Annotated in this window: 14 protein-coding genes; 1 reads left to right on the forward strand and 13 read right to left on the reverse strand. The window is 70.3% G+C overall.

The window, feature by feature from the left end; genetic code table 11:
* Positions 1 to 15 precede the first annotated feature (15 nt).
* From ACH413_RS20290 to ACH413_RS20325, 8 genes are all read right to left on the reverse strand, one after another.
* Positions 16 to 1539, reverse strand: coding sequence for a YcaO-like family protein (locus ACH413_RS20290; protein WP_360035890.1), 1524 nt, complete (start codon positions 1537 to 1539; stop codon positions 16 to 18).
* Entirely contained in the window at positions 1536 to 3323 is a 1788-nt protein-coding gene (locus tag ACH413_RS20295) for a hypothetical protein (RefSeq protein WP_360035887.1), read from the reverse strand. The genes ACH413_RS20290 and ACH413_RS20295 overlap by 4 nt, the downstream gene beginning before the upstream one ends.
* Positions 3320 to 4399: a hypothetical protein gene (locus ACH413_RS20300; protein WP_360035884.1), complete on the reverse strand. Its 1080-nt coding sequence runs from the start codon at positions 4397 to 4399 to the stop codon at positions 3320 to 3322. Before ACH413_RS20300 ends, ACH413_RS20295 begins: the two co-directional genes overlap by 4 nt.
* Positions 4396 to 6813, reverse strand: a complete 2418-nt coding sequence (locus ACH413_RS20305; RefSeq protein ID WP_360035881.1) for a lantibiotic dehydratase — start codon at positions 6811 to 6813, stop codon at positions 4396 to 4398. The genes ACH413_RS20300 and ACH413_RS20305 overlap by 4 nt, the downstream gene beginning before the upstream one ends.
* Complete coding sequence (locus tag ACH413_RS20310) at positions 6810 to 6983, reverse strand: thiazolylpeptide-type bacteriocin (protein ID WP_094030699.1); 174 nt, start codon at positions 6981 to 6983, stop codon at positions 6810 to 6812. The genes ACH413_RS20305 and ACH413_RS20310 overlap by 4 nt, the downstream gene beginning before the upstream one ends.
* A gap of 106 nt (positions 6984 to 7089) precedes the next feature.
* Positions 7090 to 9774, reverse strand: a complete 2685-nt coding sequence (locus tag ACH413_RS20315; RefSeq protein ID WP_360035878.1) for a BTAD domain-containing putative transcriptional regulator — start codon at positions 9772 to 9774, stop codon at positions 7090 to 7092.
* A gap of 310 nt (positions 9775 to 10084) precedes the next feature.
* Positions 10085 to 10708: a TetR/AcrR family transcriptional regulator gene (locus tag ACH413_RS20320; RefSeq protein ID WP_360035875.1), complete on the reverse strand. Its 624-nt coding sequence runs from the start codon at positions 10706 to 10708 to the stop codon at positions 10085 to 10087.
* Positions 10709 to 10717: 9 nt separating this feature from the next.
* The gene (locus ACH413_RS20325) at positions 10718 to 13060 is read right to left on the reverse strand and encodes a glycoside hydrolase family 3 C-terminal domain-containing protein (protein WP_360035872.1); all 2343 of its coding nucleotides are present in this window, start codon (positions 13058 to 13060) and stop codon (positions 10718 to 10720) included.
* Positions 13061 to 13202: 142 nt separating this feature from the next.
* Here ACH413_RS20325 and ACH413_RS20330 point away from each other — a divergent pair, with 142 nt between their 5' ends.
* A complete protein-coding gene (locus tag ACH413_RS20330) occupies positions 13203 to 13904 on the forward strand; it encodes an AfsR/SARP family transcriptional regulator (protein ID WP_360035869.1) in 702 nt (233 codons plus the stop codon).
* A 166-nt stretch (positions 13905 to 14070) separates the two neighbouring features.
* Here ACH413_RS20330 and ACH413_RS20335 read toward each other — a convergent pair whose 3' ends face one another.
* From ACH413_RS20335 to ACH413_RS20355, 5 genes are all read right to left on the reverse strand, one after another.
* Complete coding sequence (locus ACH413_RS20335; RefSeq protein ID WP_360035866.1) at positions 14071 to 16278, reverse strand: hypothetical protein; 2208 nt, start codon at positions 16276 to 16278, stop codon at positions 14071 to 14073.
* 87 nt (positions 16279 to 16365) lie between these two features.
* The gene (locus ACH413_RS20340) at positions 16366 to 17733 is read right to left on the reverse strand and encodes an FGGY-family carbohydrate kinase (protein ID WP_360035863.1); all 1368 of its coding nucleotides are present in this window, start codon (positions 17731 to 17733) and stop codon (positions 16366 to 16368) included.
* Entirely contained in the window at positions 17730 to 19205 is a 1476-nt protein-coding gene (locus tag ACH413_RS20345) for an FAD-binding oxidoreductase (RefSeq protein ID WP_360035860.1), read from the reverse strand. The genes ACH413_RS20340 and ACH413_RS20345 overlap by 4 nt, the downstream gene beginning before the upstream one ends.
* 18 nt (positions 19206 to 19223) lie before the next feature.
* Positions 19224 to 19991 carry an SDR family oxidoreductase gene (locus ACH413_RS20350; protein ID WP_360035858.1) on the reverse strand — a complete coding sequence of 256 codons (768 nt, stop codon included), beginning with the start codon at positions 19989 to 19991 and terminating at the stop codon, positions 19224 to 19226.
* On the reverse strand, positions 19991 to 21403 hold the full coding sequence (locus tag ACH413_RS20355; RefSeq protein ID WP_360035855.1) for an NAD-dependent succinate-semialdehyde dehydrogenase: 1413 nt from the start codon (positions 21401 to 21403) through the stop codon (positions 19991 to 19993). Before ACH413_RS20355 ends, ACH413_RS20350 begins: the two co-directional genes overlap by 1 nt.
* Positions 21404 to 21411: the final 8 nt, after the last annotated feature.

Consider the following 21411-nt stretch of genomic DNA (forward strand, 5'->3'; position numbering starts at 1 on the left):
TGCTCCAACGGTGGTTCAGGGAAACGGGTGGGGATGGCCGGCCTGGAGGTCGAGCCGGGGCAGGCCGTGTGTCCGGCGGTGCAGGTGGCCGAACGTCATGGGCAGCGTTCCCGGCACGATGACCTTGGCGGAGTGCAGCCCGAGGGTGTTCACCGCGTGCGGGTCGGACTGGTCGACCGCGATCAGCTCCAGGCCCAGGTTCCTCAGGTCTTCGGTGTAGCGGTCGAGCAGCTCGTCGAGGTTCGTGTGGGTTCGCTGGTCTTTCAGGGATTCCGCGGGTCGGTCGCTGACCAGCCGGTCGTAGCGGTCTCTTGCTTCCGGCAACGTGTTGACCGCGACGTGGTCGTCCATGCTTCGGACCTGCGCCGGGTCGTGGAGGAGTCGCAGGAGGCGTTCTCGGCTGTAGTCCTCGGGTTTCTCTCGGGCGCGGTCGGCGAACGCTTCCACGTCCACGGCCACCTCGACTGCCGCGGACTGCATGGCCTTGGTGGGATCCGGGCTGGCGCCCGCGGCGAAGAACGCCTGGGGCAGGCCTTCTCTGGTGGTTCTGGCGAGGGTGAGCACGGCCGGGATGCCCAGATCGTTGGTGGCGTTCAGGAACAGCAGTTCGTAGCCGAGTTCCTGGAGCCGGTCGGTGAGGTGGTGCAGCAGCGGGTCCGGTGGAAGCTTGATCTTCTTTAGCGGCGTTTGGGCGTACCAGGCCATCAGGAACGCGTCGCGTTCGGCCACTTCGAACAGGCCGTGCAGCACGGCTTCGGTGAGGCTGTTGCCGAGTCCGCAGCCGTTGGACGTCTCGTGGAGGAACCGTTGGTCCGGCGGTGTGTGCGCGGCCCAGTACGCGACCTGTTCCGGTACCTGGATCGGTTTGCGCTGCGTGTAGGACCAGGCTTGGGTCCAGCGGAACTTCAGGTCTGGGTGGTAGGTGTTGCCGAAGTCGTTGAGGCCCAGGCGTTCCGGGTCCAGCGCTTCCGGTCCCAGTTCGGCGAACGAGGCTTCCCGGGGATCCGGGTGGCGCGGGCGCATGCCGTTGCGGCGTTCGATCGCCTCGAAGATCGCCACCCGTTCGGCCTCTTCGAACGACGTGGTGCGGCCGTAGCCGGCGGTGTGGGAGTCGAGTTCGGCGGTGACGGTGGCCAGCGGCAGGTTGCCGGTGCGGAACAGCGCGGTGACCGGGCCGTGCCGGAAGTCGACTGTTGCGTCCTTGAGTCCGTCCACTGTGGTCTTGTCGTTCGGGGTGCGGAGTTCGCCGTTCGGTGTTGCGGTTTCTTCGACGGTGCGCGGTTCCGGGGCACAGCAGTTGCCCGGGGTGACGCGGTGGGTGGACACCAGTCCTAGGTCGGTGCGGATCGCGATTACGGTGTCGCGCTCCTGGTTCTGGAGTGCTGCGACCAGGGGTTGGAACGCGGGTGCTGTCAGGCCTTTCAGGCGCAGGTTCTGGCGTGGAACCCCGGCGGTCGCCAGCCGTGCGTTCTCGGCGCAGTCGACGCAGACGGTCGTGGTCGGCCCGATGAGGGTCAGGCCGCCGTCCACGCGGATCACCGGTACGCCTTCAGTCCGGCGGCGCTGAGTTCCGGGTCGAGCCGGAGCGGGACGACCCGGACTCCGGGCAGCCTCGCGATCGCCTGCTGGAGCCGTTCTTCGCGGTCTCGCACGTCGGCGGGCCAATGCCACTGCCTGGTGACCCAGTCCGGGTTGTCGGTGGTCTTGCACGGGGCCGCGCCGTTGAGGTGCGCGGTGCCGGTCCTGCCCGCCTGGGCGTAGCCGGTGGCGGCGAGGGCGGCGAAGGCAACTGCGTCCGCGGCCGTTGCCTCGACGGCCCACGCGAGGACCTGCCGTCCGTTGCTGATCTCCGCCCTGTGCACGCCTGCCGCGAGACGCTCGACCCGGACGACCGCCTGGACGCCGAACCTCGCGGTCAGCGCCTTCCACCAGCGGTGCGCGGTCGGATCGCTGGTCCACTCGTGTGCGTCGGCCGGTTCGCCTCGGTGGTAGCGCGCGGCCTGGCGCAGTGCCGCGCCTCGGGCGTGGGTGTCGTCGATGCCGAGCACGCCGTCGGTCTTGAGGGCGTTGAGGGCGGCGTTGAGACGGGCGGCGTCGGCGGTGGTGCCGATGCCGAGGGTGTCGCCCGAGGTGGCGAGGTTGGCGGGGACCTGGGGGAGGGGGCCGAACTTTGGGGTGTCGACCGGGCCCAGTTCGTTGTCCGTCAGGGCTTCGAGGGCTTGCCACGGGTCTGACGGGGGAGGGCCTTGCAGGAGTGGGTGGTAGGTGGCGCTGAGCGGGTTCGCGTGGGCTACCAGGGCCATGGGGTAGGTGGCTGCGCCGTCGGTGGTGGGGTTGGCGGTTGCGAGTTCGGCGGCTGGGTCGGGCAGGCCGGCGATGGCGCAGACGAGGCGGTGGAGGGCGGCTGATCCGATGAGCGTGGCCAGGATCTCGGGTGGTTCGCCCGTGATGCCCAGCCTTGCGGCGGTGCGCATAGTCACTTCAGTGTGGAGTGAAGTGAGACTGCCTTGGGTGGGTGGGAGGACATAGCCGGCTTCGGCTCCACAGCCCGCCTGGACCGTGAGATCGCCCGCGGAGAGGATGAGTTCGCGGCTCGCGGGCTGAACAGGGAGGCGTCCGGCGGCTGGTCGGCTGGCGGGTTGATCGGTGAGGCGTCCGGCGGCCGGTTGGCTGGCGGGTTGATCGGTGAGGCGTCCGGCGGCCGGTTGGCTGGCGGGTTGATCGGTGAGGCGTTCAGCGGCCGATTGGTTCGCGGGCTGATGGGGAAGGAGTTCAGCAGCCGGTTGGTTCGCGGGTTGATCGGCGGGGAGCTCGGCATGCGGCTGGCTCGCGTGCGAGCCGGTCGACCTGCTCGCGTGGGGAGGCGAGGCCGCCTCCGACAGCTGAACCGCCAGCCCCACCGCCTCTGCCGCCTGAACGGCCGCGCTCTCCAGCGGCCCACGGCCCGACACGACCACCGTGGCCGCACGAAGCCGCCTCCAGGCCTCCACCGGCTCGGCGGCCGCCGACTCCAGCCAGGCCGCCACCTCCGGCGCGGGCGCGTCGGCGCCCCACTCCGGCATCTCGACCAGCATGTCGTGTTCCCACAACTGGTCCAGGATCAGCGATACCGCCGCCCGCACGGCCGGAGCCGCGTCGAACGGCACCTCCAGCGCGGCTCGCGGGATGCCCGCATCCAGCTGCGGGGCGAGGCGTTGCCACACCTTCCACAGGCCGGTTCCGCCCGAGAGGGTGCAGCTGGACGCCCAGCCGCGCAGGTGCAGGCCGTCGGCGGTCGGGGTGGCGGTGACGACTGGGCGCAGCCGCACGAGCATGCGCGTCACCCCACCTTCGGCAGGGCTGCGAACTGTTCTGCCCAGGTGGTGCCGAGGACCTCTTGTGCGGCGTTGGCCAGGAGGTGGGCGGCGGCGTAGCGCTCCATCGGGGTCACGTCGCAGATCGCCAGGAGTTGGTAGAGGACGTTGGTGCTCAGGCGGTAGACGGTCATCGACCGGGTGATCGCCGGGTCGGAGAGGTCCACGGTCCACATCGCGGTGTGGTAGTCGGTGAACTTCGTTCGCTCGCCGTAGTTGTAGCGGCGGATGGCGTCCTGGTCGCCCACCTCGTAGGCGCGTTCGCCGTGGCGCGGGTTGGGGTCCGAGGTGAGCAGGCCCGCGTCGTAGCGTTCCTGAGCGGTCAGGCGCAGGGCGATGGTCCAGGTCTGCCAGGCCGCTTCGAGGTGTGTGGTGGGGTGGCCGAGTGCCACCTGTTCGACCAGGGCGCAGGCCGCGGAAGCGTTTGCGGTCCATATCGAGTCCAGTTTGGACCGTACGACACCGTCGGGGTCGCTGGCCAGCAGGAAGTCCTCCACGTGCGAGAGGAACGAGTGGTAGCCGTACTGCAGGCCGGCCGGGTAACGGCTGGCCTGCACGGCCATCGCGGTCAGCGCGAGTGTCGGGCGGGGCACGGACAGCGAGTGGCGCAACGCGGGCAGGCCCAGGCGGAGGCCTTCCGCGCGCAGGGAAACGTGTGCTGGGGGCAGGAAGGCGCGGGCACGGGAGTCGTCGGTCGGCTCGATGCGCACGGAGTTGTTGGGGTGGAACGGGGTGAACGGCGGCAGCAGGAGCTCGGCCACGGCCGCGGACTCGGCGTGGGCCAGCAGCTCGGCCTCGGAAAGCTCCACTGTGGACGGGCTCGAAGCCAGGTAGGAGCGCAGCAGGGTCGCCACCAGCAACGCCGCGGTCGGGGCGGACGGGCCGGTCAGCACGACGCGGACGTGCGGGCCGTGCAGCCAGTGGCGTTCGACGTGGCCCACGACGTCGGCGAACGTGGCCTCGGCCGCGGCGAGGGCCGGGAGGACGCCGTCGCGCAGCAGCGGGGCCTTGATCGGGTCGTGGTAGTAGCAGACGACGTCGGTCATCCGGCCCTCCGGTAGGTCTCCGCCACCACTTCGAGCACCTGGCCGGACGGGACCGGGAGTGCCTCGGTGAGCCGGACGTGGTCGCCGTAGCGGGACGTCAGGCGGGGCAGGCAGCGCAGGTGCAGCGCGTTGGTGAGGTCGGCGTACTGCGGTTTCGGGCCGTTCACGCGGGCCTCGAAGTCCTCGCGGGACGTGATGACGCCACCCATGCCCGCGAACAGTTGCGCGGGCATGCCGTAGCGGGCGCGCAGTGCGGTCGCGCCGGCCACCGACGAGAACGGTTCCGTCAAAGAAGAAGCCGGGAAGTCCCAGTAACGGCGGCCGAGCACGACGTCGCGGTAGCGCAACCGATCAGCGATCCGCACGTCGCCGTCCAACGACACCGGCTGCAACGGGGAGAGGTCGGCCGCGCCGCAGGTCAGGTCGGAGTACAGGGGTGCGACGCGGTCGGGCAGCGAGATCGGCATGAGGTAGCCGAGGTAGAGCACGTCCAGCACCGCGCCGTTGTCGCGGCGGCGCAGTCGCAGTTCGTCGTTCTGCTGGTCGTGGAAGACCTCCAGCGCGTCCGGCGTGTGGTCGGCCCAGCGCGGGTCCTCACCGATCTCCGCCCGGCCGAGCAACGGGTGCAGGTTCGGGTTGAAGCCCTGCACCGGCCGGTACTCCACGAAACCGCGCGGGAACACACCGTCCAAAGTGGCCCGGACGGTCGCGTACGCCTCGGGTGGCAGCAGGTCGAGGAACCGGCCGGGGAAACGGCCGAATCCGTCGTAGACGTGGTTGACCACCAGGCCGTCCGGCGACGGCTGGGCGAAGAACGAGTACGAGGTCGGCCTGGTCTTCATCCACGCGGGCAGCAGGTCCGCGGCGGCCGTGACTACCTCGTCGCTGATCACGCCGTCCCGCACCAGATCGGCGACCTGGGCCCGGCTCGCACCGAGACCGCCGGTCGGCGCGCCGGACATGGCCTCGTGCATCAACGGCGCACAGGCGGCGAGGCGGGCGGAGCCGCCGTGGCCGAACTCCGACACGAACAGGTCGCGCGAGTGCCGCCGGATCGCGAGGTGCCGGTCGAACAGCATCAGCAACGGCGTGAGGCCGGCCAACGATCGCACGCCGTCGTAGCCGTGCGCACGGCCGAGACGAACAGGCAGTGGCAGCACGACGTCTTCGCTCAACGGCGTCACATCACCGAGGTCCACCCCGACGATCGAGCCCAGCTCTTCCCACGACGCGAACAGGGCGGTCAGCGCGGCAGGTCGTGCGGCAGCGTCGATCTCGGCGAACGCCAGCGTGTCCCGGTAGATCGAGATCACCCGGTCGGCCAGCGAGGACCGGCCGGTGTCGCGCAGCCACGAGGCCAGCGCGGGACAGGCCTCGGGGTCCTGCGGGTCGGCGGGCAGCACCGGCACGAGGAGCTTGATGTCGAGCAGCAGCGCGACGTAGTGCTGCGCGCGCTCGGACTCGCCGTCGGGCAGCCGGGTCGCGAGCGCGCTGGCGAGCTCGGCGGGGCTGATGCCCTTGGGGTTGGCGCCGGTGAGACCGACCAGGAACTGCAGGGGCGGGCTGGACGCCAGTTCGACGTCCTCCTCGATGCCGACGTTGGCGCGCAACGGTCCGCGGGCGGGGATGTCCCGGCGGAACCTCACCTGGCCGCCGTTGGCGTGCACGTCGGGCGCGAGGCGGTGCGGGTGGTCGAAGAGGTGAGCGCGATCGGCGAGGAGAGCGGCGATCAACCGGGTCAGCAACACCTGGTTGACCCGCGTGACGGCGACCGGTGTGCCGAAGTCCGGCGCGGGGGCGTCGGGGGACCAGGTGGCCCAGCCGACCGCCGCGTACCAGGACAGGGGACTGGTCTTCGACGTCGCGCGCAGGGCGTAGCGCAGCACGGTGGGTTCGGCCTTGCGGGAACGCTTGTCCCCGGCACCGGCGCGCGCGAGCCCCTGCCAGAGGTCGCGGCCGCTGAAGACGGCGGCCTTCCGCACGGACTCGGTGCCGCACAACGACGCGAGCACCTCGCGTTCGGCGGCGAGCGCGTCCGGCAGCAGCCGCTCGATCTCGGCGGTCACCTCAGCGCGTTGGTCCATGGCCGACAACCACTCGCCGAGCTGCGGAAACCGCGAGATCAGCTCGCCGGCCTCCGCGCGAAGTGAAGGCCGGGGCAACCGTCCGTTGTGGACGTCGCGGCGCAACGGCAGCACGACTGCGCGGTGGTAGGTGTCGGAGTGCGTGCCGGCGCTGTCGTGCAACAGGTCCGACACCGGGGCGGCCAGCGACAGCAGCGAGGCTTCGAGCGCCGCCAACGTCTCCACCGCCCGCCGGAACGGCGCTGCCGTCGCAGCGCCGTCCGGGTGCGGCAGGGCCGCCAGGCGCACGAGTGCGTATGGCGCTGTTTCTCCCTGCACGCGATCGCTCATGCGTTCTGGACGGGAGGCTGGGTGCAGCTGCTGCACGACGAGCTGCCGCACGAGCACGACGAGGCGCCTCCGGAGGCACCGGACTCCGGCAACGCGACCGAGTCGCGCAGGGAGGTGACCGCGAGGTCGCCGAGCTCCAGGTCGTCAGGGTCGAACGAGAGATCCTTCATGCCGTGTCCTCACGTCTTCAGTTGTTGTTGAACTCGCCCAGGGGCTGTTCAGCCAGGCTGAAGAAACGCGATACGGCACGGATCGCGCTTTGCTTGATCTCACGCGCTACAGGCGGCCGCGCACCTCGTCGGCCTTGGGTTCGCCCAGCTCCTCGAACAACGTCACGGACTCCAGCCAGCACTTCTCCGCGCCCCGGCGGTCACCGAGCCCGTCCAGCGCCAGCCCGAGGTTGTCCAGCGACTCGGCCTGCCCGTAGATGTCTCCGATCGCCCGGAACGTCTCCAGCGCCCGGTCGACGTACGACACGGCCTGGGGGAAGTCGAGCAGCCCCCGGTACACCTCGCCGATGTTGTTGAGCAGGATCGCCTCGCTGTACGGGTCCTTGATGTCCTTGCGGATCTCCAACGCCCGCAGGTACCGCGCCAGCGCGACGTCGAACCGGCCCGCGTCGGCGTGCAGCAGCGCGATGTTGTTCAGCGTCACGGCTTCCGAGTGCAGGTTGCCGAGTTCACGCGCGATCTCGGCGGACTGCTCGTAGCACGCCAGCGCGTCGTCGGAGCGGCCCTGCACCATGTAGACGATGCCCAGGTTGTTGAGAGTCGGTTCCTGGCGGGCCTTGTCGCCGGTCGCGCGGAAGATCGCGAGCGCCTGCTGGTTGCACTCGATGGACTCCTCGTGCCGCCGGACCTCGCGCAGCGCGATGCCCAGCGTGATCAGCATCCTGCCCTCGGCGTTGCGGTCACCGACCGATCGTGCGGCGGCCAGCGCGACGCCGTGCGTGTCGAGCCAGTCCGCCCAGTGCTTGCGCAGGTTGAAGAAGTCCCACAGGCATTGAGCCAGGCTCCAGCAGTGCTCCGGCAGTTCGTGCCCGGCGGCGTCGCGCACCGCCGCGACCAGGTTCGCGCGTTCCGTGTCGCACCACAGCAGAGCGGCGTCGCGATCGGCGAACGAACGTGCGTGCACGACCGGGTCCGCGGGGCTGATCTCCAGTTTGCGCTGGGGGTTGAGCTGCTGCGCGCTCCGCCACGACGTGTGCACGTACCAGTCGAGCACGCGGCGCCGCGCCAACGCGCGAGCGGGCGGCGGTTCGGCGGCGGTGACCTGCTCGACGGCGTACGTGCGCAGCAGGTCGTGCAGGCTGTAGCGGCCTGGGGTGTGTTGCTGCAACAGGTGTTCGTCGAGCAACGTCTCCAGCAGGTCGGCCGCCTCGTGCGGGGTCAGCCCGGCGAGCGCGGCGGCCGAGTCGGCGGAGAAGTCCTCTCCCGGGTGGAGTCCGAGGAGTCGAAACAGACGCCTCTGGTTGTCCGGCAGTGCCTGGTACGAGAGGTCGAACACGCCCCGGACACCGAGACCGCCTCCCCGTTCGAGCTGGTCCACCAGGTCACGCATCGTCCACTGTGGACGACGGGCGAGTCGCTTGGCGGCCAGCGCGACGGCGATCGGCAGGTGCCCGCACAGCTCCGCGATCCGTTCCGCGGCCTCGCGATCGGCCTGCACGCGGTCCTCGCCGGCGATCCTGGAGAGCAGCGCGAGCGCCTCACCCGGGGTGAAGACGTCGAGGAACAGCGAACTCACGCCGTCCAGCCGCAGCAGCGTGCGGCGGCTGGTGATCAGCACCATGCAGGTGGCGCTGCCCGGCAGCAACGGCCGCACCTGGTCCTCGCCGGCGGCGTTGTCGAGCAGCACCAACGCGCGCTTGCCCGTGAGCCGGTCGCGGTAGAGCGCGGCCCGTTCCTCGAGCGACGCGGGGATCTGCCCGCCGGGCACGCCGAGCAGCCGCAGGAAGCTCTCCAGCACGGCGGACGGGTCCGCGGGCAGCTCGTCGGCGTCGAAGCCGTGCAAGTCGGCCCACAGTTGGACATCCGGGTAACGCCGAACGAGCCGGTGGGCCGCGCGAACGGCCAGCTTCGTCTTGCCGACCCCGGCCATGCCCTCGATCGCGGAGATCACGACGGTGGTCTGGGGCCCGGGCTCGCACAGCCGCCGCAGCTCGGACTCCCGGCCGGTGAACTCGGCGATGTCCATCGGCAGCTGGCGATGCGCGTTCAAAGCCGCGGGCGAGGGCACCCGGCTTTCGAGGATCACCTGCTGCAACTGGCGCAACCGCGCGCCCGGCTCGACGCCGATCTGCTCGACCATGTGCCTGCGGGCCGTCGCGAAGGCCTCCAGCGCCTCGCTGCGACGGCCCGAGCGGTCCAGCGCCAGCATCAGCTGGGCCCAGAGCTCCTCGCGCAACGGGTGCAGCGCGGTCTCCCGCCGCAGCCGGTCGATCACGTCGTCGAACCGGCCGAGTTCCAGCGACGTCTTCGCGAACCGCTCGACCGCGGTGAGACGGCGTTCCTGGATCCGGGTGAACTCGGCGCGCAGCAACGGTCCCGCGTTGAGCTCGGCGGTCGGAATGCCGTGCCACCTGGCCAGTGCCTGGCCGAAGAGGTCCGCGGCCGCCTCCGCGTCGTTGTCCGCCAGCGCGGTCTCGCCCTCGCGGACGAGCCGGTCGAACGCGTCGAGATCCAGTTCGCCGGGTTCGACCACGAGCTGGTAGCCGTGGCCGGGATGCGTTATCAGGCGTTCACCGAGAACTTTGCGCAACCCGGCGACGTACGTGCGCAGGTTCGACTCGGGCGACACCGGCGGTGAATCCCAGACCGCCTCCGTCAGCTGTGCGACGCTGACCGCCTCGTTCGCGTGCAGCAACAGCATGGTGAGCACCGCGCGCTGCCGGGGTCCGCCCAGCTCCAGCAGTGTGCCCGTCCGCCGTACCGCCAGCGAACCGAGCAGCAGGAACTCCACGGGTATATCGCTCCTCGATGATCCAGGCGTTGGGGTGCACAGCCATCCTCGCGCACTTCCTGACGGTCTGTGCACGGCCTGGGCGAAATCTGTGCACGCCCCCTGTCATCTTTGTGTCCAGATCCGGTACCTGCGCCGCCGGGCCCGAGAAACTCCCGGGAGTGGGGGTCGGCGCAGTTGCCGGATCTGGTTCCCCCAGAACCCGGCCGGCGTGTGAAAGTCACCGCGCACGTCGGCCACCTTTCGCAAGACCGGTGGCCCGGACGGGTCCCCCAGACTGAACCGGGCCACCACCTTGCTTCCAGGGCTCTCAGAGAGCCCAGCGGGCGCGCAGAATTCCTGCGAAAGCCTCGAATTCGGCCGTCATCGACACCTCGTCCGGTTGGAGCAGCCACTGCTGCTGCAATCCGTCGATCACCGCGATGGTCGTGCGCACGATCGAATCCACCGGTGCGTCTGCCGCGATCTCGCCGCGTTCCTGGCCTGAGCGCACGGCATCGCCCAGCCATCGCTGCAATCCGCTGTAGTGCTCCCGCACCCACGTGTGCGCGGGGTGGGCGGGTTCGGTCGCCTCGGCGGCCAGCCGCACGAACAGGCCGACCAGGTGCGGCCGCGTCGAGTTGCGCGCCACCAGTGCGGCCAGCGCGTCGAACGCCGCCCAGCCCAGTGGAGGACCCGAGCCGCCGGCCAGGAACTCGCCGTCCTGCCGGTCGCGTTCCTCCAGCACGGCCGTCAGCAGCGCGGCCTTGCTCGGGAAGTGGTGCAGCAGACCGGACTGCGAGAGCCCGGTCTTCGCCGCCACGGCGGCCACCGAGGTTCCCTTGAAACCGGTCAGCGCGAACAGTTCGGTCGCCACAGCCACGGCTTTGGCCCTCGACTCCTCACCGGAGACGTCCACCCGCGACTTGGCCCGGTATCGGGGCGGGACCGACACGGCGTCACCTCACTCCTGATCAGCGGGCAGGGTAACGCGGACGTCGCCGAGCCCGCGGGCGATCAGCACCTCGCCGCCGGTGATCGGCTGCCAGCCGTCCGCCCACACCCGTTGCACGCGCGGGTCGCACGGCACCTCGACCTGGACTTTCTGCCCTGCCTCGACGTCCGCCACCGCGAAGCCGATGAGCCGGACGGGCTCGTCCTGAGGCCGCAGGTAGACCTGCACGACCTCGCGCCCCGGCCGTTCACCGGTGTTGGTGAGCTCCACGGACACGGACGTGATCACACCATCCACAGTGGACTGAGAAGCGGTGCCGTACTCCCAGGTCGTGTAGCCCAGACCGTGGCCGAACCAGAACAACGGATCGCTCGCGCCCCGATAGCCGATCGCGGTGCCTTCGGAGTACACCAGCTCGCCGTCGGACGGAATCAGCGGCAACGCGTCGGAGTCGGCCCGCGGGAACGTGGTGACCAGCCGCCCGGCCGGTTCGATGTGCCCGAGCAACGCGGCCGCCACGGCGTCCCCGGCCTCCTGACCGGGCAGTCCCGCCCACAGCACGGCGTCGACCTGCGCGAGCCACGGCATGAGCACCGGCGTGGCCGCGTTCACCACGACCACCGTGCGCTTCGCTGCCGCCGCCACCGCCGCGACCAGCGCGTCCTGCTCGCCGGGCAACGCGAGCGTGGTCTTGTCGAAGCCCTCGGTCTCCTGCTCCTCGGTGAGGCCGACGACCACGACCGCCACGTCGGCCTCGCGCGCGGCCCGCACCGCCGCACCGATCGCGTCGGCGGGAGCGCGGGGGACCGGCTGGGTGATCAGGCCGACCAGCGCGCTGGCCTCGCGGACGCGGGCCGTGATCCGATCACCGGGGGACAGCAGGACCTCGGCCGTCCAGTGCGGCGGCTTCAGCAGCGCCTCCTCGACGATGCCGTTCGCCCAGGCCAGCAGGGTGGCGTACCGGCGTCCGGCGACGTCCAGCGTCCAGTCGCCGAACCCGCGCACGCCGATCAGCATCCGCGTCGGCTCGTCCAGCACGATCTCGCCAGACACCTCGATCGACGCCGCGCCCTGCGCCCATCCGCCGTACGCGGCGAGTTCGGCGATCTCCATCTCGCGTGACGCCAGCACTTCGCCGTCCGCGTCGTACGTCGTGGCGCGGATGTCCTTGAGCACCCCGGGACCGGGAGCGGCGTACCGGAGCCGCACCTCCACACCGTCCACAACGGACACCGCGTCGCCGAGCTGCGAGGTCAGGCCGTCCGCGATGCTGATGACGTGCGGCGGCCGCACCCCGGCCGAACCGCCGCCCTGTGCGACGGTGTCGATCGCGTGCCGTCCGATGAGCGCGACACGAGAGTCCTGCAACGGCAGCACACCGGAGTTCTTCAGCACGGTCATGCCGCCCGCCGCGAACCTCCGCAGCTGCTCGCGGCGAAGCGTGCTGTCCGGCGCGGGCAGATCGTCAGGCCAGGAGCGCTGCTCGCCGAGCGCCCCGGTCCGCGCGGCCAGGAGCAGCAACCGGCCCAGGTGGTCGTCGATGGTCGACTCGGCGACCTCGCCGGCCCGCACGGCCGCGACCAGCTTGTCCTCCCACGGCCCGCCGGGTCCGGGCATGGCCAGGTCGAGGCCGCCGTTGGCGCTGGCCGCCGTGGACTTCGTGGCGAACCAGTCGGACATGAGCAGGCCGTCGAAACCCCACTCGCCCTTCAGCACGCCCTCGACCAGTTCGGTGTGCTCGGTCGCGGGAACGCCGTTGACCAGGTTGTAGGCCGCCATGATCGCCCACGGCGCGGAGTCCTCGACCACGATCTCGAACGGCAGCAGGTAGATCTCGCGCAACGTCTTCGCGTCCAGCACCATGCTCGCCGTGCGCCGCTCGGTCTCGGACTCGTTCGCCACGTAGTGCTTCGGCGTCGCCGCGATGCCCTTGTCCTGCAACCCCCGCACGTACGCGGCGGCGATCACGCCGGTGAGCAGCGGATCTTCGCTGTAGGCCTCGAACAGCCGGCCGCCGAGCGCCGTGCGGTGCAGGTTGATCGTCGGGCCGAGCACGACGTGGACCTGTTGTGCCGCGGCCTCGTCCGCGAGCACCTCGCCGACCTCGCGGGCCAGCGCCGAATCCCAGTGCTGCGCCAGCAACGTGGCGTTCGGCAGCACGCACGCGATCGTGCCGCCGCGCAGTTCGGCGCCGCGGACACCGGTCGGGCCGTCGGACACCTTCAGCGACGCCAGCCCGATCTCCGGCTCCGGGTGCAGCGCGAACAGCGCGGAACCGGTGAGCAGCCGGACCTTCTGCGGCAGGTCGAGCCGGGCTGCCAAATCGATCACGGCTGCTTTCTCGATGTCCATGCGTCCGAGCAGACCAGAACTACCGACCGAGTGGTCGGTCGGTAGACCGTGCTGTTATCGCTCAGTTACCTAGCCGTGATGTGACGCCACGCGGCACACCCGTGGCACGCCTCTACCAATGTCCAAGGGGAGGGGAATGGTGATGAAGATCGAGGTGCGGCTGCTCGGGCCGCTCGAGGTGCGCGGACCGAACGGGCCGGTGCACTTCACCGGGGCGCGGCGGCGGGCCGTGTTCGCGTTGCTGGCGTTGCGCACCGGGCGGCTGGTGTCGAGGTCGGCGCTGGTCGACGGCCTGTGGGGCGAGGACGTGCCGCCCACGGGGACCAAGACGCTGCAGGGGCACGTCGCGAAGGTCCGAAGAGCGCTGGAGCTGGCCGGCGCGGACGGCGTGGTGCTGACGCGCGAACCCGGCTACCTGCTCGACGTCACGCAGGTCGTGGTCGACGTCGAGGAGTTCGACGAACACCTGCGCCGCGGCCGGTACGCGGAGGCGCTGGCGTTGCACCGCGGCGATCCGCTGGCGGACTGCCCGGTCGAGGGCTGGGCGGGCGCGGAGATCGTGCGGCTGCGGGAGGCGCTGGCGTTCGCGGAGGAGAACCAGGCGGCGGCGCTGTGCCTGGACGGCCGGTACGCCGAGGCGATCACCCAGCTCGAACGGCTCGTCGCGCTCTACCCGTTGCGGGAGTCGTTGTGGGAGCTGCTGATGGAGGCCCAGCACCGGGCCGGCCGCGCGGGTGACGCGCTGCGGACCTACCGGCGGGTGCGGGCGCTGCTCGTTGAGGAGTTCGGCCTGGAACCCGGTTCTGCCTTGCGGCGCAGGGAGGCCGCGGTACTGGCCGGGTAGGGGCTCCGCGGCTCGTGTCGGGGGTGCGAGCCGCGGAGCGGGATCGTGGCTCGCCCTGGGGGGTGCGAGCCACGATCCGGTTCTCCCCCCGAAGAACCTGTTCTCCCCTTGCCGCGAAAGTCTGCGGATCCGCGGTGGCCAACCGGTTGCCGCGTGGTGGTCAAGATCAGCCGGGCTGGTACGAGCAGTGATAGCCCGTGGTCACGGCCTCGCGCAACGCGTCCGCCGTCGACGGCTCGGTCGCCGCGATCGTGTCGATGGCGCGGCGGATCGCCTTGCGCACGGCGGTTCTGGCGCGTTCGGCCGGGCCCGCGAAGTTCCGGCCGCGACCGCCCATGCCGGTCTCGCGTTCGAGGTGGCTGAGCAACGCCTCCAGTTCGGCCTCGGCTCGCGGCGTCGGGTGGTCGTCGAGTTGCGCGCGCAGGTCGCGGATGCGCGTGAGATACGCGGCGCGGGCCACGGGATCGAGCACCGGCTGGTTGCCGCTGTCCTGCCCGCCGACGAGTTCCAGCGCGGCGATCTCGACGCCCGGATCGGCCACGAGCCGCGCGAGGTAGCGCATGCCCACCAGGTCCTCGACGCGGGTTTCCCTGCCGTGGTGGGAGACGATCCACCACGCGTTCTCCTTGCGGATCGTGATCCGGCCGGACAGCCCGTCGCGGGCCTGCGCCCACATCGCGGCGCGGGCGGTCATGCCGATCGCGTTCGCGTCGTTGATGGCGACGTCGAACAGCGCCCTGCCGCGTTCGCCGCCGACGGTCTGGGCCAGCGTGGCGCGGGCGTAGGCGGTCATCGGCAGGTTGCCGAGCCGGATGTTGGTGGTGACAGCGCGTTCCAGGTGTTCGGTGGCGAGCGCGGGCTCGCCGAACGTCGTGGCGGCGATGCCCAGCAGCAGTTCGGTCGAGCCGAAGCAGACGATCGCCGTGGCCGGCACGACGGGCAGCGGCGCGAACGGTTCGAGCAACCGGTAGGCCTCGCGGGCGATGTCCGCCTCGCCCAGCGCCGCGGCCACGTGCACCACGCAGAACAGGCACGTGATCCAGGTGCTGGACAACGGGACCGCGGTGAGTCCGTTGATCGTCAGCCGGTGCAACGCCGACCGCGCGCGATCCCGTTGGCCCGCTTCGAGTGCCAGCAACGCGAGCGCGGCCTCGAAGCTGAACTCCAGGTCCGGCAACGTGGGGGAGTGCGTCACCTGCTCGGCCAGGTCGACCAGTTCGCCGCCGCGGCCCTGCAACCAGCGGATCGCGAACAGGTGCGTGCTGTGGAAAGTTTCCGCGTCCACGTCGCCCGCCTCGAGCCCGAGTCGCAGGCAGGCCAGGGACTTCTGCTCGGCCTCCGCGAACCGACCGGCCCGGATCGTCCGCATGACGTCCATCGCGGCGTGGAAGAACAACAGCGCCGGATAGCCGGACGCCCGCCGGGCCAGCTCGACCTGCGAGCGTTCCGCGTGCGGGTCGCCCAGGCAGAACAGGTCCATCGTGCGCCGGCACAGACCGCTGAGCGCCAACAGGTCCAGGCCCGCCGCCGACGCCACGGAGATCAGTTCGTCGGCCAGCGCCAGCCGGAAGGCCGTGTGCTCCGGGGACCACAACGCGTGATGTGCCAACGACAGGGCCTCGGCCAGGGTCAGCTGGTCGCCGGTGTTCCTGGCCTGCTCCAACGCTTCCAGCACGCACTCGGTCTCGCGCCGGTCGTAGGCGTGCTCGGCCGCGAGCCTGGTGACCAGGCGGGTGCGCAGTGGTTCGGACGGTTGCGCGGCGACGGCCTCGCGCAGCCGGGCGATCGCGAGTGCGCGGTCGGCTCGGCCGCGGAACTTGTTGACCCACATGCCCGGCAGGCCCAGCGCCGCCTCGGGGTCACCGTCGCGGGCAGCCTGGTCGAGCAGGTCCCGTGCCTCGGTGATCCGGCCCCTGGCCAGCACGGCGTGCGCCCGTTCGACGAGCCGGACCGCGTCGTCCAGCGCGGTCGTGCCGGTGGAGGTGACAACGATGACGACGGGCAGCTGGTGGACGGTTCCGGCCACGAGCTGCGTCAGCTGGAACGCTTCCTCGCCCGCCAGGTCGACGTCGTCCATCAGGATCAACGCGGGCGTGCGCTTGAGGACGTCGACGACCTTCTGCGCGCACACGTCGGGTTCGGCGTCCAGCGCGGCCGCGTCGCCGCCCAGGCCGGCGAGGATCGCGTGCCACGGCCAGTACGCCGGGGCGTCCGCGCGGCAGGTCGTCCAGACGACGGCCAGCCCCTGCGCCTGGGCCTGCTCCACGGCCTGGACCAGGTACTGCGTCCGTTCGGCGCCCGGCGGCCGGTTGACCGCGACGAGCTGCCCAGAGCCCAGTTCCGCCCGTTCGAACGCCGACTCCGGCACCAGCACCGCTTCACCCTCGAATGCACTTCTTCAGCCAGGACTGGGGAAACCTAGCGGAGGACGGTGACCGGCACGTACGCGGTCAACACGCATTTAGAGGTGCATTGATGCGAACAGCGGATCGGTGTACTCCGTGATGCGGGCGTGGTCCCGCGCGATCTGCTCGTACGACTCGACGTCGGAGGGCGTGAAGACGTCGGCCGTGGTGACCATCGCCTTGACCGCGCTGTCCCAGTCCGGGTGCACGCCGCTGCCGACCGCCGCGCAGATCGCGGCGCCCAGACCGGCGGCGTCGCTCATCTTCGTGCGCCGCACCGGCCGTCCGAACACGTCCGCGAAGATCTGCATCATCAGGTCGGACCGCGACCCGCCGCCGGACACGATCAGCTCGGGGAACTCACGCCCCAACGCCTGCGCCATCGCCGTGCTGTGCCGGTTCATGGTCAGCGCGATGCCTTCCAGGATCGACCGGTACACGTGGTGGCGGCCCTGGGTGCCGTCGAACCCGAGGAGTGCGCCGCGCCGGTACGGGTGGTCGCCGGGTGCCAGCCAGTCGAGGACCGTCATCAGGCCGCCGCAGCCTGGTTCGACGTTCGCCGCACCGGTCTCCAGCTCGCCGAGGTCGGAGTCGACCAGCTGCCGGTACCAGCTCACCGTCCACATGCCGCGCCGGATTCCGTTGCTCTCGTACAGGTATTTGCTCGGCACAGAGCCGAAGTTCGACCAGAAGCGGCCCTCCGGATCGACGGTGTGCCGATCTCCGGTGGTCATCGCGGCGATGTAGGTGCCGAGCGACACCAGCAGTTCGTCGCCGAGCCCGCTGCCCAGCGCTTCGACGGCCTTGTCGTTCGAGGTCGCGTACACCGGCAGTCCGGCGGGTAGGCCGGTCGCCTCGGAGGCCTCCTCGGTGACGGTCCCGAGCAATGCGCCGGGGTCAACGAGGTCGAACAGCTGCTCGCGGCGCATTCCGGTGTCCGCATAGGACGGTGATGAATCCGGCCAGCGCCAAGTCTCGTGGTCGATCGGCCACATGCCCTCGTAGTTGCCCGCGGTGTCGCGGCGCTCGCCGGTGAGCCGGAGCGTCACGTACCCCGAGGAGGTTGTGACGTACCGGATCGCCTCGTCGTCCCATTGTCGTTGCCCGAGCCGGTCGTCCATCCAGCTCAGCAACGGCTCCGCCAGCGTCCCGTCGGCTTGCAGCAGCGCTCGGCAGAACCGGATCGTGCACAGGCCGACGCCCGCGATCTCGCCCGGTGTGCCGGTGAACCGTTGCATCGCCTCGGCGCAGGCCTCGGCGATCGAGTCCCACACGTCGTCGTCCGGGTGCACGACCTGGCCCGGCCGCGGGTGCTCGTACGGCCGCAGCGGGCGCTGGGCGGAGGCGTGCACCCGGCCGACCTCGTCGACGATCGACACCTTCGTGCTCTGCGAGCCGTTGTCGATCGCGATCAGGTAGCTCATGACACCGGGAAGATCGTGCCGGCGTTCATGATCCCGTTCGGGTCGAACCCGCGCTTGAGCACCTCCAGCAGGTGGTAGGCGCTGCCGTGCTCCTCGCGCGTCCACGGCGTGCGGTACTTGCCGATGCCGTGGTGGTGCACCATGGAACCGCCCAGCCGCAACGACTCCTCGACGATGATCGCGTTGAGCGGGATGTGGTACTCGGTGATCTCCTGCTCGGGTTCGCAGGTGATGTCGTAGTCGTAGACGAAGTAGAGGTTCGTGCCGGTCTGGTAGCTGTGCGACGAGTGCGCGCCGAGCATCGTGAGGTCGGCGAAGCGGGGGAACTCGGTCCGCACCCGGTTCATGATCGCGTCGTAGAGCGGCGTGACGTTCGACCAGTCGACCGAGACCTCGGTGGTGTAGCCGAGGTGCTGCGTCTCCAGCATGGCGCGCTTCTCGGCGTCGATCTTGTCCTGGCCCCAGTTGAGGTTGTCGAACCACTCGACGATCAGCTTGGGGTCGACGGCCTCGGTGCCCGCGAACGTCTTCTCGATCGCCTCGGCGGTCGCCCGCGCGATGCCTTCCGGGCCTTCCGCGACGAGCACGACCACGTTCTTGTTGTCCGAGAAGTGGCTGAAGTGCTGGTTCGCGTCCTCGGGCGAGTAGACGCGGCACACTGACGGCCGGTAGCCGTCGGTGATCAACGTCCGCAGCCGCTCGACGGCGTCACCGAAGTCGTCGGTGAGGAAGCCGAAGTAGTGGTTGTGCTCCGGCTGGTGGCGGAACAGCTTCACGGTGACCTCGGTGATCACGCACAGCGCGCCTTCGTTGCCGATCACGACGTGCCGGATGTCCGGGCCCGCCGCGCGGCGCGGGACGTTCTTGATCCGGGTGACCGTGCCGTCCGGGAACACCGCCTCCAGGCCCACCACCATGTCCTCGATCCCGCCGTACAGCGTGGAGAACTGGCCGATCGACCGGGTCGCGACGAGGCCGCCCATCTGCGCGAGCGGCTTGGACTGCGGCGAGTGACCGGTCGTCAGGCCTCGTTCGCGCAGTCCGTCCTCCAGTTGCTGCAACGGAACGCCGCACTGCGCGGTGACCATCATGTTGACCGGGTCGATCCGGACGATGGCGTTCATTGTGGAGCCGTCGAGGACGATGGTGTTCTCCACCAACGTCTCCAATCCGCCCTCGGTCGCGGTTCGGCCGGTGCGAGGCACGACGTTGATCTGGTGCTCGTTGGCGAACGCGAGCACCTTGCTGACCTCTTCAGTGGACCCCGGCTTGACGATCGCGGCCGGGATCGGTCCGGTGAAGATGCCGTGCACGGAGGTGTACTTGCGGAACCTGTCGACGCTCGCGTCCCGCAGTTCGTGCTCGTCGGTGGAGACCTTCGCGGAGCCGAGAAGCTCGGTCAGGCCGACGACGATCTGCTCGCGGCTCAGGTCGGAGGCGGAGGGAACGGAGGGCGGCGGTGCAGGAAACATGGCTCTGCCTTCAGAGAGTCAGCGAACGAGGTATCCGCCGTCGACCACCAGCGTGTGGCCGTTGACGTAGTCGGAGGCGCGGCAGGCGAGGAACACCAGTGCGCCCATGAGGTCGCTCGGATCGCCCCAGCGACCGGCCGGGATGTGGTCGATCACGCGCTGGTTGGTCTCGGGATCCGACCGGGTGGCCTCGGTGATCTTCGTGGCGAAGTAGCCCGGCGCCAGCGCGTTGACCTGGATGTTGTGCTGTGCCAGCTCGTCGCAGTAGGCCTTGGTGAACCCGGCGATGCCGTGCTTGGTCGCGGCGTAGGCGGGGGACTGGCGGCCGCCCAGGAACGAGAACAGCGACGCGATGTTGATGATCTTCCCGGACCGCTGGGGGATCATGTACCTGGTCGCCTCGTGGGCCAGTTCGAAGGCCGCGGTCAGGTTGACGGCGATCATCGGGTCCCACTTGGCGCGGTCGAAGTTCTCCACGTCGTCGAGCAGGCTGATGCCGGCCGAGTTGACGACGATGTCGACGGAGCCGAACTGCTCGAAGCACGCGTCCACAACGGACGCGCACGCGCCCGGCGCCGTGATGTCGGCGGTCATCTCGCCGAACCGCTGTCCTTGCGCCTCGACGAGTTTCTGCGTCTCGCCGTCGTCGGACACCAGGCTGGGCACGAACACGTCGGCCCCGGCGGCGGCCAGGCCGAGCGCGAACGCCTGGCCCAGCCCCGTGTTGCCGCCGGTGACGATCGCGTTCTTCCCCTTGAGGGAGAACAGGTCCAACCCGAAGTCCATCAGATGCTCCCGAACGGATCGGATACCGCGACGTACGTGGTCTCGAGGTACTCCTCGATGCCCTCGGCGCCGCCTTCACGGCCGATGCCCGAGTGCTTGACGCCGCCGAACGGAGCGGCGGGGTTCGACACGATTCCCGTGTTGAGGCCGAGCATTCCGGTCTCCAGCGACTCCGCGAGCCGCAGTCCCCGGTTGAGGTCACGGGTGTAGGCGAAGCACACCAGGCCGTACTCGGTGGCGTTGGCGAGCCGGACCGCTTCCTCCTCGGTCTCGAAGGTGACGATCGGCGCGACCGGTCCGAAGATCTCCTCCTTCAGCAGGCGGGCGTCGGCCGGCACGTCGGTGAGCACGGTCGCCTCGTAGAAGAAACCCTTGCCCTCCAACGCGACACCGCCGAGCGCCAGTTGCGCGCCCTGGTCCAGGGCGTCGTCGACCAGTTCGGTGACCTTCGCGCGGGTCTTGGCGTCGACCAGCGGGCCGAGCGGGTAGTCCTTCATGCGGTCGGCCAGCTTCGCCGTGAACTCCGCGGCCACCGAGGAATGCACCAGGAACCGGTTCGCCGCCACGCAGGCCTCGCCGCCGTTGCGCAGCTTGGCCAGCACCGCTCCATCGGCGGCCGCGTCGACGTCGGCGTCCTCGAAGACGAGGAACGGCGCGTTGCCGCCCAGTTCCATCGAGACCCGCAGCACCTGGTCGGCGGACTGCGCGATCAGCTTCTTGCCGACCGCGGTCGACCCGGTGAACGACAGCTTGCGCAGCCGCGGATCGGTGAGCAGCGGGCCGGTGACCGCGCCCGGATCGGTCGTGGTGACCACGTTGAGCACGCCCGCGGGGAGTCCGGCGTCGGTCAGCACCTCGGCGAACAGCAACGCGGTCAGCGGCGTGAGCTCGGCGGGCTTGAGCACCATCGTGCAACCGGCCGCGATCGCCGGGGCGATCTTGCGGGTGGCCATGGCCAGCGGGAAGTTCCACGGCGTCACGAACAGGCAGGGTCCGACCGGCCGTTTCACCGTCACGAGCCTGTTCTTGCCGTCCGGTGCGGTCGTGAACCGGCCGGAGATGCGCGGTGCCTCCTCCGAGAACCACCGCAGGAACTCCGCGCCGTAGGCCACCTCGGCCCGTGACTCGGCCAGCGGCTTGCCCATCTCCGAGGTGATGAGCCGCGCGAACTCCTCGGTCCGCGCGGTCACCAGTTCGAAGGCCTTGCGCAGGATCTCGGCCCGTGCACGCGGCGCGGTCTTCCCCCACGCGGCCTGGGCGGCGACGGCGGCGTCGAGTGCCTTCAGGCCGTCCCGAGGCGTGGCTTCGGCTACCTGCGCCAGAACCTCCTCCGTGGACGGATCCAGCACCTCGAACGTGCGGCCGTCGCTCGAGTCGAGCCACTTGCCGTCGATGTACAACTTGGTGAGCATGGCGGGTC

Origin of the sequence: Lentzea sp. NPDC020367 (genome assembly GCF_044387305.1) — a bacterium.
GTDB lineage: Bacteria > Actinomycetota > Actinomycetes > Mycobacteriales > Pseudonocardiaceae > Lentzea.